General features: G+C 72.0%; 10 protein-coding genes. All 10 read left to right on the plus strand.

Annotated elements, in window-relative coordinates:
* The first annotated feature begins 6 nt into the window (after positions 1-6).
* The 10 genes from OG439_RS28335 (at position 7) to OG439_RS28380 (ending at position 12,912) form a co-directional block, all read left to right on the plus strand.
* Positions 7-1,257: an activator-dependent family glycosyltransferase gene (locus tag OG439_RS28335; RefSeq protein WP_326943857.1), complete on the plus strand. Its 1,251-nt coding sequence runs from the start codon at positions 7-9 to the stop codon at positions 1,255-1,257.
* Between the two features lie 139 nt (positions 1,258-1,396).
* Entirely contained in the window at positions 1,397-2,662 is a 1,266-nt protein-coding gene (locus tag OG439_RS28340) for an activator-dependent family glycosyltransferase (RefSeq protein ID WP_326943858.1), read from the plus strand.
* A 1-nt stretch (position 2,663) separates the two neighbouring features.
* Positions 2,664-3,902 (plus strand): activator-dependent family glycosyltransferase, encoded by a 1,239-nt coding sequence (locus tag OG439_RS28345; RefSeq protein ID WP_326943859.1) that lies wholly within the window; start codon positions 2,664-2,666, stop codon positions 3,900-3,902.
* 64 nt (positions 3,903-3,966) lie between these two features.
* Entirely contained in the window at positions 3,967-5,226 is a 1,260-nt protein-coding gene (locus OG439_RS28350; RefSeq protein ID WP_326943860.1) for an activator-dependent family glycosyltransferase, read from the plus strand.
* Positions 5,223-6,464 carry a nucleotide disphospho-sugar-binding domain-containing protein gene (locus OG439_RS28355; protein WP_326943861.1) on the plus strand — a complete coding sequence of 414 codons (1,242 nt, stop codon included), beginning with the start codon at positions 5,223-5,225 and terminating at the stop codon, positions 6,462-6,464. The genes OG439_RS28350 and OG439_RS28355 overlap by 4 nt, the downstream gene beginning before the upstream one ends.
* A 70-nt stretch (positions 6,465-6,534) precedes the next feature.
* Positions 6,535-7,797 carry an activator-dependent family glycosyltransferase gene (locus OG439_RS28360; protein ID WP_326943862.1) on the plus strand — a complete coding sequence of 421 codons (1,263 nt, stop codon included), beginning with the start codon at positions 6,535-6,537 and terminating at the stop codon, positions 7,795-7,797.
* 70 nt (positions 7,798-7,867) lie between these two features.
* Positions 7,868-9,103, plus strand: a complete 1,236-nt coding sequence (locus OG439_RS28365) for an activator-dependent family glycosyltransferase (RefSeq protein WP_326943863.1) — start codon at positions 7,868-7,870, stop codon at positions 9,101-9,103.
* A gap of 16 nt (positions 9,104-9,119) precedes the next feature.
* Positions 9,120-10,454 carry an activator-dependent family glycosyltransferase gene (locus OG439_RS28370; RefSeq protein WP_326943864.1) on the plus strand — a complete coding sequence of 445 codons (1,335 nt, stop codon included), beginning with the start codon at positions 9,120-9,122 and terminating at the stop codon, positions 10,452-10,454.
* A complete protein-coding gene (locus tag OG439_RS28375; RefSeq protein ID WP_326943865.1) occupies positions 10,454-11,689 on the plus strand; it encodes a nucleotide disphospho-sugar-binding domain-containing protein in 1,236 nt (411 codons plus the stop codon). The genes OG439_RS28370 and OG439_RS28375 overlap by 1 nt, the downstream gene beginning before the upstream one ends.
* Positions 11,690-11,694: 5 nt before the next feature.
* Complete coding sequence (locus tag OG439_RS28380) at positions 11,695-12,912, plus strand: nucleotide disphospho-sugar-binding domain-containing protein (protein WP_326951629.1); 1,218 nt, start codon at positions 11,695-11,697, stop codon at positions 12,910-12,912.
* The last annotated feature ends 33 nt before the right edge of the window (positions 12,913-12,945 follow it).

Consider the following 12,945-nt stretch of genomic DNA (forward strand, 5'->3'; position numbering starts at 1 on the left):
GAGACCATGCGCGTCCTGCTCACCACCTACCCGGAGAAGACCATCTTCCAGCCGATGGTCACGCTGGCGTGGGCGCTGCGCACCGCCGGGCACGAGGTGCGGGTGGCGACCCAGCCGGGCTTCGAGGACGTCATCACCGGCGCCGGGCTGACCGCCGTGCCGGTCGGCCGCCGCGGCGTCGGCAACTGGCGGCGGCTCACCGAGGCCTACCCCGACCTGGCCGAAGCCGAGCGCGTCGGCCTGCCTTCGCCTTATGACGCCGCCGTTTCCGGTGTGGGTACGCGTGCGGAGATGACTGACGGCTACGCGTCCATTTTGGAGCTGTGGCACAAGCAGAACAACTTCCCCCTGGTCACCGGTCTGGTCGAGTTCGCGCGAGTGTGGCAGCCGGACCTGGTGATCTGGGAGCCGACGACGTACGCGGGCGCGATCGCGGCCGCGGCGTGCGGTGCGGCACACGGCCGTCTCCTGTGGAGCATCGACGTCTTCGGCGCGGCCCGCGAACGGTTCCTTTCTCTCGGTCCGGGCCCGGACCCGCTGGCCGGCTGGATCGCCGGGTACGGCCGCAAGTACGGCTTCGCGTTCGACGAGGAGCTGATCACCGGGCAGTTCACGATCGACCCGGTGCCGGACCCGATCCGCCTCGACACGCGGCTGCCGACGTTGCCGGTGCAGTACGTCCCCTACGGCGGCGCGGCCAGCGTCCCGGACTGGCTGAAGCGCAGGAGCGACCGGCCGCGCATCGGCCTGACCCTCGGCACGACGGCCACCGAGCACTTCGGCGGCTACACGGTGAGCGTCCCGGACATCCTGGCCGCACTGTCCGATGTGGACGCCGAGATCGTCGCCACGCTGCCGGACGCCGAAGCCGCCAAGGTCACGGAAGTCCCGGCCAACACCCGGATCGTGCCGTACGTGCCGCTGCACGCGCTCGTGCCGACGTGCGCGGCGGTCATCAACCACGCCGGGCCCGGCACCTACCTGACGACGGCCCGCTACGGCGTCCCGCAACTGGCTGTGCCGTGGGAGTTCGACGAGCCGGAGCTGGCCCGCCGCGCGACGGTCCACGGTTCCGCACTGACCCTGACCGGCTCGGAGGTCTCGGGCAAGGCCGTCCGCGCGGACGTCCTGCGGCTGCTGTCGGAGCCGTCGTTCACCACCCGGGCGAGGGAACTGGCCGCGCGGATGGCCGCCACGCCCTCGCCCAACGACGTCGTCCAAGCGCTCGAAGACCACGTCGCCCGGAGGAACGCATGAGGACCACCTGGCCCCGCCCCGGCCGGCCGACCTTCCCGGCCACGGGAACGGCCGCCGCACTCGTGCTCGAAGCTCGCCGAGCGGAGGAACCGGCCGCCGCTCCCTCGCCATCCGAAGCCCGCTGACCGGAGGAAAGCCCATGCGCATCCTGTTCGTCTCCAACCCGCCCCGGACCGTCTACAAGTACATGTTCACCATCGCCTGGGCGCTGCGGACGGCCGGGCACGAGGTCCGGTTCGCCAGCCAGCCCGAGTTCGTCGACGAGGTCCTGCAGGCCGGGCTCACCGCGGTGCCCGTCGGGCACAGCCGCGACATGCACAAGGTCGCCGCCCGCACCCGCGGCGTCGAGAACGAGCGCGCGGGCATCCCGGCGCCCTACGACGTCTACGAAGAGCCCGAGAAGGCCACCTGGGAGCACATGGTCTCGACGATGGCCAACGAGGGCATCGAGTGGCACAAGTACGGCAACTTCCCGATCATCTCCGGGCTCGTCGAGTTCGCCCGCTACTGGAAGCCCGACCTCGTCGTCTGGGACCCGCTGAGCTTCGCCGGCGCGATCGCGGCCAAGGCGTGCGGTGCGGCCCACGCGCGGCTGCTGTTCGGCGTCGACGTCTTCGGCAAGGTGCGCCAGCAGTTCGTGAAGCTGCGGGACGCGCAACCGGCCGACCAGCGCCGCGACCCGCTCGCCGAATGGATGGGCGCCTACGCCCGCAAGTACGGCTTCGACTTCACCGAGGACATGTTCACCGGCGACTTCACGCTCGACCAGTTCCCGCTGAGCTGGCAGGACGAGGCCGACCTGGAGTACGTGCGGACGCAGTACATCGCCTACAACGGCGCGTCCGTCGTCCCGAAGTGGCTGCAGACGCCGCCGGCGAAGCCGCGGATCGCGATCACCATGGGCAACAGCGCCGTCGAGGTGTACCGCGGGTACAACGTGCCGCTGAGCGACCTGCTCGACTCCGTCGCCGACCTCGACGTCGAGGTGGTCGCCACCGTCGCCGCGTCGCAGCAGCCCCTGCTCGGCAAGACGCCGGACAACGCCCGGATCGTCGACTTCGCGCCGATGCACGCGCTGGCCCCGACGTGCTCGGTCGTCGTGCACCACGCCGGCGCCGCGACCATGGGCACCACCGCGCGCCACCCGGTGCCGCAGCTGGCCCTGCCCTACCACTACGACCAGCCGACGCTCGGCAAGATGCTCGAGAAGCAGGGCGCCGGGCTGTCGATCCACGTTTCCGAGGTCACGCCCGAGAAGTTCCGCACGGCGATCGACCGGCTGCTCACCGAGCAGGTGTTCCAGGACCGGGCGGTGGCCCTGCGCGACGAGATCTTCGCGCTGCCCACCCCGAACCAGGCCGTGCCGCGGATCGAAGAGCTCGTCGTGAAGCACCGGGCGCGGTGACATGCGCGTCCTGCTGACCACCTACGCCGAGCGCACCCACTTCCTGATGATGGTGCCGCTCGCGTGGGCGCTGCGCACCGCCGGGCACGACGTCCGGGTGGCGGTGCAGCCCAAGCTCGCCGGGGCGGTGACCGGGGCGGGGCTCACCGCCGTCCCGGTCGGGCACGACCGCGACCTGTGGGACCTGCTGCGCCGCACCGGACCCGAGCACCTGTTCGGCGTCGAGACGGGCTGGCCCGCACCCTACGACACCGCGGCACTGTCCACACCGGACTGGGACCACGTGCTGCGCGGCTACCGCGACATCGCCGTGCGCTGGCACAAGACGAGCAACGTCCCGCTGATCAACGACCTCGTCGACTTCGCGCGCTGGTGGCGGCCGGACCTGGTGCTGTGGGAGCCGACGACGTACGCCGGCGCGATCGCGGCCAAGGCGTGCGGCGCGGCGCACGGCCGGATCCTCATCGGCGAGGACGTCTTCGGCCTGACCCGCGACCACTTCCTGCGCTTGCGACCGGACGGCGCGCCGGACCCGCTCGGCGAGTGGCTGGGGGCGTACGCGCGCAAGTACGGCGGCGAGTTCAGCGAGGACATGGTCACCGGGCAGTTCACGATCGACCAGCTCCCGGCGTCCCTGCGGCACCGGGCGTCGCTGGAGCACGTCCCGATGCGGTACGTGAACTACGGCGGCGCCGCGGTCGTCCCGGACTGGCTTTCGACGCCACCTTCACGCCCACGCGTCGCCTTGACCATGGGCTTGACGGCGCACGACCGCACCGGCGGCTACCCGGTCGACCTGCAGGACGTCCTCGACGCGGTCGACGGCCTCGACGTCGAGCTGGTCGCCACGGTCACCCCCGAGACCCGGCTGAGCAGGGTCCCGTCGCGAACGCGCCTGGTCCCGTTCGTGCCGCTCACCGCGCTGCTGACGACGTGCTCGGTCGCCATCCACCACGCGGGCGTCGGCACCCTCGCCTCGACGGCGTTGCGCGGCATCCCGCAGCTGACCCTGCCCTGGGACGTCGACCAGCCCACGCTCGGCGCCCGTCTCGCGGCGCAGGACGCGGGCATCTCCATCCACGCCACCGAAGCGACCACCGAAGGCATCCGCGACGCGCTGGTCCGGCTGCTGCACGAACCCGCGTACACCAAGGGCGCCGCCCACCTGCGCGACGAGATGCTCGCGATGCCGTCACCCAACGACGTCGCCGCGCACCTGGCCGCCCGCCGCGGGTCGTGAGTGGTAATTCGGGTTAGAACCCTCATTACCACTCACGACCCCGGCACCGCTCGCAAGGAGAGACATGCGCGTCCTGTTCACCACCTACCCGGAGAAGACCCACTTCCTCGCCATGGCGCCGCTCGCCTGGGCGCTGCGCACCGCCGGGCACGAGGTGCGCGTCGCGTGCCAGCCGAAGTTTGCCGACGTCGTCACGCAGGCCGGGCTCACCGCCGTGCCGGTCGGGCCGGACCGCGACCTGTGGCAGCTGATGGCCCGCGACACGAACTGGTTCAGCGTCGGGCTCAACGGCCTGCCGGTGCCCTACGACACCGTCGACTGGCGCCCCGAGGACGTCTCCTACGAGTACCTCCGCGACGGCTACAAGCTGCACGTCACCAAGTGGCACAAGATGAGCAACGTCCCGCTGATCCCGGGCCTGGTCGAGTTCGCCCAGGCGTGGCAGCCGGACCTGGTGATCTGGGAGCCGTCGACGTACGCGGGCGCGATCGCCGCCGAGGCCGTCGGCGCGGCGCACGCGCGGCTGCTGTTCAGCCTCGACACCTTCGGCGTCACCCGCGACCACTTCACCCGGCTCAGCCCCGAAGGCGCCGAAGACCCGCTGAAGGAGTGGCTGGCGCCGGCCGCGGGCAAGTACGGCGTCCCGTGGAGCGAACGCCTCGTCACCGGTGAGTTCACGATCTCGCTGCTGCCGCCGTCGCTGCGTGTGCAGGCCGACCTCGACTACGTGCCGATGCGGTACGTCCCCTACGGCGGCCCCGCCGTGCTCCCGGCCTGGCTGCGGACGCCGCCCGAGAAGCCGCGGGTCGCGCTCACCATGGGCATCAGCATCGCCGAGTCGAGCGGCGACATGGTCGACCTCAAGGACCTGTTCGAAGAATTGTCCGATGTGGACATGGAACTCGTGGCGACGATCCCGGAGAGCGTCCAGGAGAAGCTCGGCCAGGTCCCGGACAACGTGCGGATGGTCTCGTTCGTGCCGCTGCACGCGCTGGTCCCGACCTGCACCGCCGTCATCCACCACGCCGGCTACGGCACCCTCGCGACGACGGCGTTGCACGGCAAACCGCAGGTCATCGTGCCCTGGAACGCCGACGGGCCCGCGCTCGCCAAGCGCGTCGCCGCGCAGGGGGCCGGGCTGGCGCTGCACGTCCACCAGGCGTCGGCGCGCGGGGTGCTGCGCAACCGGCTGCTGCGCGTGCTCACCGAGCCCAAGTTCACCGAGGGCGCGCACCGGCTGCGCGACGAGATCCTCGCCATGCCGACACCCAACGACGTCGCCGACCAGCTCGCCCGCCGGGTCGCGAAGGTGGCCATCGCGTGAAGGTCCTCTTCGCCGCCAACCCCGAGAAGGCGCACTTCCTGCCGATGGTGCCGCTGGCCTGGGCGCTGCGCACCGCCGGGCACGAGGTGCGTGTCGCGTGCCAGCCGAAGTTCGCGCCGGTCGTCACCCAGGCCGGGCTGACGGCGGTGCCCGTGGGCCGCGACGGCGACCTGTGGGACCTCATGCCGCGCCACCCCGACTACCGCGGCACCCAGTGGCGGCCGGCCTACGGGCTGCCGGTGCCGTACGAGGTCGCGGAGTTCCCGGAGAAGGCGACGCCGGAGTACCTCGAGGAGTCGTACGCGGCGATCCTGCACTACTGGCACAAGCCCGCGTGCTTCCCGATGATCGGCGGCCTGGTCGAGTTCGCCCGCGCCTGGGAGCCGGACCTCGTGCTGTGGGAACCGCTGTGCTTCGCGGGCCCGATCGCGGCGCTGGCGTCCGGGGCGGCGCACGGCCGGATCCTGTGGAGCACCGACGTCTTCGGCGTCACCCGGTCGTTTCCCGCGGCCGGCGATCCCCTGGGTGACTGGCTCGGCGCGTACGCGCGCAAGCACGGCGGCGAATTCACCGAGGAGCTGGTCACCGGGCAGTTCACGATCGACCAGCTCCCGGCGTCGCTGCGGCTGCCGACGTCGCTGGAAACCGTGCCGCTGCAATACTTTCCGTACGGCGGCCCGGCGGCCATCCCGGACTGGCTGCGTGAGCCGCCCGAGAAGCCGCGGGTCGCGTTGAGCATGGGGATCAGCCTCACCGACCACGAAGCCGGTTACTCGGTCGCGGTGCAGGACGTGCTGGATCACCTGGTCAAGCTGGACGTCGAGGTCGTCGCCACCCTGCCGGACGTCGAGAAGGCCAAGCTGGCGAGCATCCCCGACGGCGTCCGGATCGTGCCGTACGCGCCACTCGAAGCCCTGGCGGCGACGTGCTCGGCCGTCGTCTCCCACGGCGGTTTCGGCACGTTCCTGACGACCGCGCGCCACGCCGTCCCGCAGCTGTGCACGCCGTGGGACTTCGACGGCCCGGTCTTCGCCGCCCGCGCCGCGGCGCAAGGCGGCGCCCTCGCCGTCCGCGCCGACCAGGCGACGGGCGAGGTGGTCGCGGACGCCGTGGCCCACCTCCTCGACGAGCCCGCCTTCGCAGACCGGGCCTCGGTCCTACGCGACGAGATCCACGCCATGCCCACACCCAACGCGGTCGCCGAGCAGCTGGCCGCCCAGTACCGCCGGGGGTCGTGAGTGTTTAGGGCGGTTAGAACCGCCCTAAACACTCACGACCAGCCGCGGCAGACCCGGAAACGGAGGAGTAATGCGGGTTTTGTTCACCGTCAGTCCGGGGACGACCGTGTTCAACAGCATGGTGCCGCTGGCCTGGGCGCTGCGGACCGCCGGGCACGACGTGCGTGTCGCGAGCCAGCCCGCGTTCGCCGACGAGATCACCCAGGCCGGGCTCACCGCCGTGCCGCTCGGGCGTGACCTCGGCATCCCGCGGCTGCTGCTGGCCATGGGCATGGACAGCGCCACGCTGGAGGAGGCCCGCCGCGGGCTGCCGGACCCGTACGCGGTGCTGGACGACCCCGGCTCGACCGACTGGGACCGCGCCCACCGCGCGTTCACCGAGGTCGCCGAGGGCGCGCGGTTCGAGACGTTCGCGATCATGTCGGCGCTCGTCGAGTTCGTCCGCGACTGGGAGCCTGACCTCGTCGTGTGGGAGCCGTTCACCCCGGCCGGCGCGATCGCGGCCAAGGCGTGCGGCGCCGCCCACGCCCGGCTGCTCTACGGCGTCGACGTCTACGCCTTTGCCCGACAGCACTTCCTGAGCATCCGCAACGGCCGGAACGACCCGCTCGCGGATTGGCTCGGCGGGTACGCGCGCAAGTACGGCGCGGAGTTCAGCGAGGACATGACGGTCGGGCAGTTCACCATCGACCAGATCCCGGCGAGCCTGCAGACCGAGTCGGACCTGCACTACCTGCGGACGCCGTACATCCCGTACGGCGGCGCGGCGGTCGTCCCGCGCTGGCTGCAGCTGCCCCCGGAGCGCCCGCGCGTCGCGCTCACCATGGGCCTGAGCGCGACGGGGTACTTCTCCGGCTACACGGTGAACGTCCAGGACATCCTCGACTCCCTCGCCGACCTGGACATCGAGCTGGTCGCGACGGTCGCCGAGGCCGAGCAGGCGAAGCTGGCGCGGATCCCGGACAACGCGCGGCTCGTCCCGTACGTGGCCCTGCACGCGCTCGCCCCGACGTGCACGGCGGCGATCACGCACGCCGGTTTCGGCACGCTGACGGCGTTCGCGCCCTACGGCGTCCCGCAGCTGACGTTGCCGTTCCACTTCGACGAGCCGACGCTCGGCCACCGCCTCGCCGCCCAGGGCGCCGGCCTCAACCTCGACCCGACGCAGGTGACGGGCGCGAACGTCCGCGAAGGCGTCCTCCGCCTGCTGAATGAGCCGTCCTTCACCACGGCCGCCCGCCGCCTCCAGACCGAGATCCGCGCGCTCCCCAGCCCCAACGACCTGGTCCCCGAGATCGAAGCCCTGACCGCCAAGCACCGCACCCGGTCGTGAGTGGTTAGGGCGGTTAGAACCGCCCTAACCACTCACGACAAGCCGCGGCAGACCCGGAAACGGAGGAGTGATGCGCGTCCTGTTCGCGGTCAACCCGGAGAAGAGCACGTTCCTGTACCTCGTGCCGATGGCGTGGGCGTTGCGCACCGCCGGGCACGAGGTGCGGGTGGCGAGCCAGCCCGGGTTCGCCGACGTCATCACCCAGGCCGGCCTGACCGCCGTCCCGGTCGGACGCGACGTCGACAAGTGGCGCGGCACCCAACCTGAGCTGCTGGAGCAGTCGCGCGCCGGGCTGCCGTCGCCGTGGGACGTCCTCGACGGAAACGAGGACGACCTCGTCGAGAAGCAGGAGCACGCCGTCGCGTCGATCCACCGGCCGGACAACGTGCCGATGCTCGCCGGGCTCGTCGAGTTCGCCCAGGCCTGGCAGCCGGACCTCGTGGTGTGGGAGCCGTTCTGCCTCGCCGGGCCGATCGCGGCCAAGGCCTGCGGCGCGGCGCACGCGCGGATGCTGTTCAGCGTCGACGTCTTCGGCCTGACCCGCGAACACTTCTTGAAGGCGAAACGAGGGAAAGACCCGCTGGCCGACTGGCTCGGCGCGTACGGCCGCAAGTACGGCTTCGCGTTCACCGAGGACATGACCACCGGGCACTTCACGATCGACCAGTTCCCGGCGAGCCTCCAGGAGAACGCCGACCTCGACTACGTCCGCACGCAGTACGTCCCGTACGGCGGCCCGGCCGTCATCCCGGACTGGCTCAAGCGCCCGCCGGAACGCCCGCGCGTCGGCCTCACCCTCGGCCTGACCGCGACGGAGATCTTCACCGGCTACACCGTCCCGCTGCGGGACGTCCTCACCGAGCTGTCCACTTTGGACGTCGAGGTCGTCGCGACCGTCGCCGAGGCCGAGCAGGAGAAGCTCGGGACGCTGCCGGCCAACGTCCGCGTCGTGTCGTACGTCCCGTGGCACGCACTGGTGCCGACCTGCGCCGCGATCGTGCACCACGCGGGCGCGGCGACGCTGCTGACGACGTCGCGCTACCCGGTGCCGCAGCTGGCCGTGCACTACCACTTCGACCAGCCGATCCTCGGCCGCAAGCTGGCCGAGCACGGCGCCGGGCTCGCGCTGCACACCACCGAGGCGACCGGCGCGAGCGTCCGCGACGCCGTGCAGCGGCTGCTCACCGAGCCGGAGTTCCGCCGCCGGGCCGTCGCGCTGCGCGGCGAAGTCCTCTCGGCCCCCAGCCCGAACGACCTGGTGCCGCGGCTCGAAGAGCTCACCGCCCGGCACCGCACCCGCCAGTAGAAGCCCAGGAGATCCCATGCGCGTCCTGTTCACCGACACCCCCGAGCCGACGACGTTCATGCCGATGGCCCCGCTGGCCTGGGCGTTGCGCACGGCCGGGCACGAGGTCCGGTTCGCCGCGGCCCCGATGTTCGCCGAGACGATCACCCAGGCCGGGCTGACGGCCGTCCCGGTCGGCCGCGACGTCGACCTGTACCGCCGTCTCGACGCCGTGATGGGCGCGCTCGACCACAACGCGGAGCTGAAGGCCGAGTTCGAGGGCGTCTCCGACGAAGACGCCCTCGAGCTGCTGAAACTCGAGTCCGGGATGCCCGCGCCCTACGACGTCGCCGAGTACCCCGAGCGCGCCGACTGGGAGAAGATGCTGCCGGCCTACGCGGGCGCGGTGTGGACCGACCACAAGCCTGAGAACTTCCCGATGATCGCCGGGCTCGTCGAGTTCGCCCGCGCGTGGGAGCCGGACCTGGTGCTGTGGGAGCCGTCGACATACGCGGGCGCGATCGCGGCCAAGGCTTGCGGCGCGGCGCACGGCCGGCTCCTCGGCCGGCTCGACGCGTTCGGCGTCACCCGCTCGCACTACCGGCGGCTGATGGCGCAGCAGCCGGAAGACCAGCGCTACGACCCGTTCGCCGACTGGTACGAGGGCTACTGCGAGCGCTACGGCTTCGAGTTCGGCGAGGACATGGTCACCGGCCAGTTCAGCGTCGACCAGTTCCCCGGCTCGCTGCGGATGGCCGCCGACGACGTCGACTACCTGCCGATGCAGCACGTCCCCTACGGCGGCCCGGCGTCGGTGCCGCACTGGCTGTGGGCGGCGCCGACGCGCCCGCGCGTCGCGCTCACCCTGGGCAGCACCGCCGCCATCCGCTTCGACGGCTACACCGTGGACGTCCAAGACGTCCTCACCGCGCTGGGCGACCTCGACATCGAGGTGATCGCCACCGTCGCCGACAACGTCCGCGGCCGGCTCACGGCCGTGCCGCGCAACACGCGGATCGTGCCGTACGCGCCGCTGCACGCCCTCGCGCCGACCTGCGACGTCGTGATCAACCACGCCGGCGCGGGCACCTACCTGGCCGTCGCGCTGCACGGCGTCCCGCAGCTGACGCTGCCGTGGGACCTCGACGAGCCGGAACTGGCGCGCCGCGCCACCGCGCACGGGTCGGCGCTGATGATCCGCGGCGACCACGCGACCGGCAAGGATGTCGCCGACGGCGTCGCCCGCCTGCTCGCCGAGCCGCGGTTCCGCGCGCGGGCCGTCGACCTGCGGGACGAGATGCTCGCGCTGCCTTCGCCCAACGACGTCGTCGGACAGCTGGAAGAGCTGACCGTGAAGTTCCGGACGCGCTGATGCGGATCCTGTTCACCGTCATCGCCGAGCGGACCATCTTCTGCTCGATGGTCCCGCTGGCCTGGGCGCTGCGCACGGCCGGGCACGAGGTGCGCGTCGCCTGCCAGCCCGCGTTCGCCGACGTGGTGACGCAAGCCGGGCTCACGGCCGTCCCAGTCGGGCGCGACGCGACGATCTGGCGGATGGAGAGCCTCGACCCGGCGCTGCTGGAGCAGGCGCGGGCCGGGCTGCCGAGCCCGTGGCGGGTGGTCGAGGACCCGGCCAACGCCGACTGGGAGGACCTGCGCGAGGGCCACCGCGTCGCCGTCGACGAGGGCCACAAGCTGGAGAACTTCCCGCTGATCAACGGCCTCGCCGAGTTCGCTCGGGCGTGGGAGCCGGACCTGGTGATCTGGGAGCCGCTGACCTACGCGGGCCCGATCGCCGCGAAGGCGTGCGGCGCCGCGCACGCCCGGCTGCTCTGGAGCCTCGACGTCTTCGGCGCGACCCGCGAGATCTACCGGCGGACGGCGAACGGCGCCCCCGAGGACCCGCTCGCGGACTGGCTCGGCAGCTACGGGCGCAAGTACGGCTTCGCGTTCAGCGAGGACATGACGACCGGGCAGTTCAGCATCGACCAGGTGCCGCCGTCGATCGGCCTGCGCGCCGGCGACCTGGACTACCGGCCGATGCAGTACGTCCCCTATGGCGGCCCGGCCGCCACCCCGGACTGGCTGCCCACGAGGCGCCCGCGCATCGGCCTCACCCTGGGCACCACGGCGACCGAGCACTTCGGCGGGTACGTCGTGAGCGTCGAAGACACCCTCGCCGAACTGTCCACATTGGACGTCGAGGTGGTCGCGACGGTCAAGGATCCCGCGTTCCCGATCCCGGCCAACGCGCGCGTCGTGCCCTTCGTCCCCCTGGACGCGCTGGCCCCGACCTGCGACGTCGTCATCGACCACGCCGGACCGGGCACGTTCCTGACGGTGGCCCGCCACGGCGTCCCGCAGCTGACGGTCCCGTGGGACTTCGACGAGCCCGAGCTGGCCCGCCGCGCGGCCGCGCAGGGCGGGTCACTCACCATCCGCGGCGACCGGGCGACCGGCGCCCGGATCCGCGAGGGCGTCGAACGGCTGCTGGCCGAACCCTCGTTCAAGACCCGCGCCGCGGACCTGCGTGACGAGCTGCGCGGCCTGCCGTCCCCCAACGACGTCGCCGAGGAGATCGAAGCCCTCGTCGAGAAGAACCGGTGAGCCCGATGCGCGTCCTGTTCGCCACCTACCCCGAGTCCACGGTGTTCCAGCCGATGGTCCCGCTGGCCTGGGCGTTGCGCACGGCCGGGCACGAGGTCCGCGTCGCCGCGCCCCCGGTCTTCGCCGACACGATCACCGCGGCCGGGCTCACCGCCGTCCCGGTCGGCCGGGAGCGCACGAACACCTGGCGGCGGCTGCTCTCCCTGGACCCCGCCGAAGCGGAAGCGGACCGCGCGGGCCTGCCGTCGCCGTACGACGCCGCGCTGCGCCCGGTCGGCGTCGAGGAAATGCGGGCCGGGTACGAGCGGATGATCGAGCACGGCCACAAGCTGAACAACTTCGCGCTCGTCCCCGGGCTCGTCGAGTTCGCCCGCGCGTGGCAGCCCGACCTGGTGATCTGGGAAGCCACAACGTACGCCGGCGCGATCGCGGCGAAAGCGTGCGGCGCGGCCCACGCGCGGTTCCTGTGGAGCCTCGACGTCTTCGGCGTGACGCGCGAACGCTTCCTCGCCCTCTCGCCTGATGCCGACCCCTTGAAGGACTGGCTCAGCGGGTACGGCCGCAAGTACGGGTTCGACTTCGACGAAAGCCTGATCACCGGCGAGTTCACGCTCGACGCGCTACCCGCGTCCCTGCGCCTGGACGCCGATCTCGACTACCGCTCGATGCAGTACGTCCCCTACAACGGCCCGTCGACGGTCCCGGACTGGCTGCAACGGCCCCGCGACCGCCCCCGGATCTGCCTCACGCTCGGCACGTCGGCCACCGAACAGTTCGCGGGGTACACCGTGAGCGTCAAGGACACCCTGGCCGAGCTGTCCACTTTGGACGCCGAGGTGCTGGCCACCGTGGCGGACGACCTGGGCCCGGTCGACGCGCGCGTCGTCCCCTTCGTCCCGCTCGACGTCCTGGCCCCGACCTGCGACGTCGTCATCAACCACGCCGGACCCGGGACCTTCCTGACCGTCGCGCGGCACGGCGTCCCGCAGCTGACCGTGCCGTGGACGTTCGACGAGCCCGCGCTCGCCGCCCGCGCGGCCGACCAGGGCGGCTCGCTCACCCTCCCCGGCGACCAGGCCACCCCCACGGCCATCCGGGAGCACGTAGCACGGCTGCTGACCGAACCGGAGTTCCGCGAGCGCGCCGCCGCACTGCGCAAGGAAATCCACGCTCTGCCCACCCCGAACGAAGTCGCCCACGAGCTAGCACGGTGCCCGTCGTGAGTGGTTAGGGCGGTTAGAACCGCCCTAACCACT

This window comes from Amycolatopsis sp. NBC_01307 (assembly GCF_035975215.1).
GTDB lineage: Bacteria > Actinomycetota > Actinomycetes > Mycobacteriales > Pseudonocardiaceae > Amycolatopsis.

What these genes read in the sequence shown, in the direction of transcription:
- OG439_RS28335 (WP_326943857.1), top strand. Translation starts at nt 7, where the DNA reads ATGCGCGTCCTGCTCACCACCTACCCGGAGAAGACCATCTTCCAGCCG.
- OG439_RS28340 (WP_326943858.1), top strand. Translation starts at nt 1,397, where the DNA reads ATGCGCATCCTGTTCGTCTCCAACCCGCCCCGGACCGTCTACAAGTAC.
- OG439_RS28345 (WP_326943859.1), top strand. Translation starts at nt 2,664, where the DNA reads ATGCGCGTCCTGCTGACCACCTACGCCGAGCGCACCCACTTCCTGATG.
- OG439_RS28350 (WP_326943860.1), top strand. Translation starts at nt 3,967, where the DNA reads ATGCGCGTCCTGTTCACCACCTACCCGGAGAAGACCCACTTCCTCGCC.
- OG439_RS28360 (WP_326943862.1), top strand. Translation starts at nt 6,535, where the DNA reads ATGCGGGTTTTGTTCACCGTCAGTCCGGGGACGACCGTGTTCAACAGC.
- OG439_RS28365 (WP_326943863.1), top strand. Translation starts at nt 7,868, where the DNA reads ATGCGCGTCCTGTTCGCGGTCAACCCGGAGAAGAGCACGTTCCTGTAC.
- OG439_RS28370 (WP_326943864.1), top strand. Translation starts at nt 9,120, where the DNA reads ATGCGCGTCCTGTTCACCGACACCCCCGAGCCGACGACGTTCATGCCG.
- OG439_RS28375 (WP_326943865.1), top strand. Translation starts at nt 10,454, where the DNA reads ATGCGGATCCTGTTCACCGTCATCGCCGAGCGGACCATCTTCTGCTCG.
- OG439_RS28380 (WP_326951629.1), top strand. Translation starts at nt 11,695, where the DNA reads ATGCGCGTCCTGTTCGCCACCTACCCCGAGTCCACGGTGTTCCAGCCG.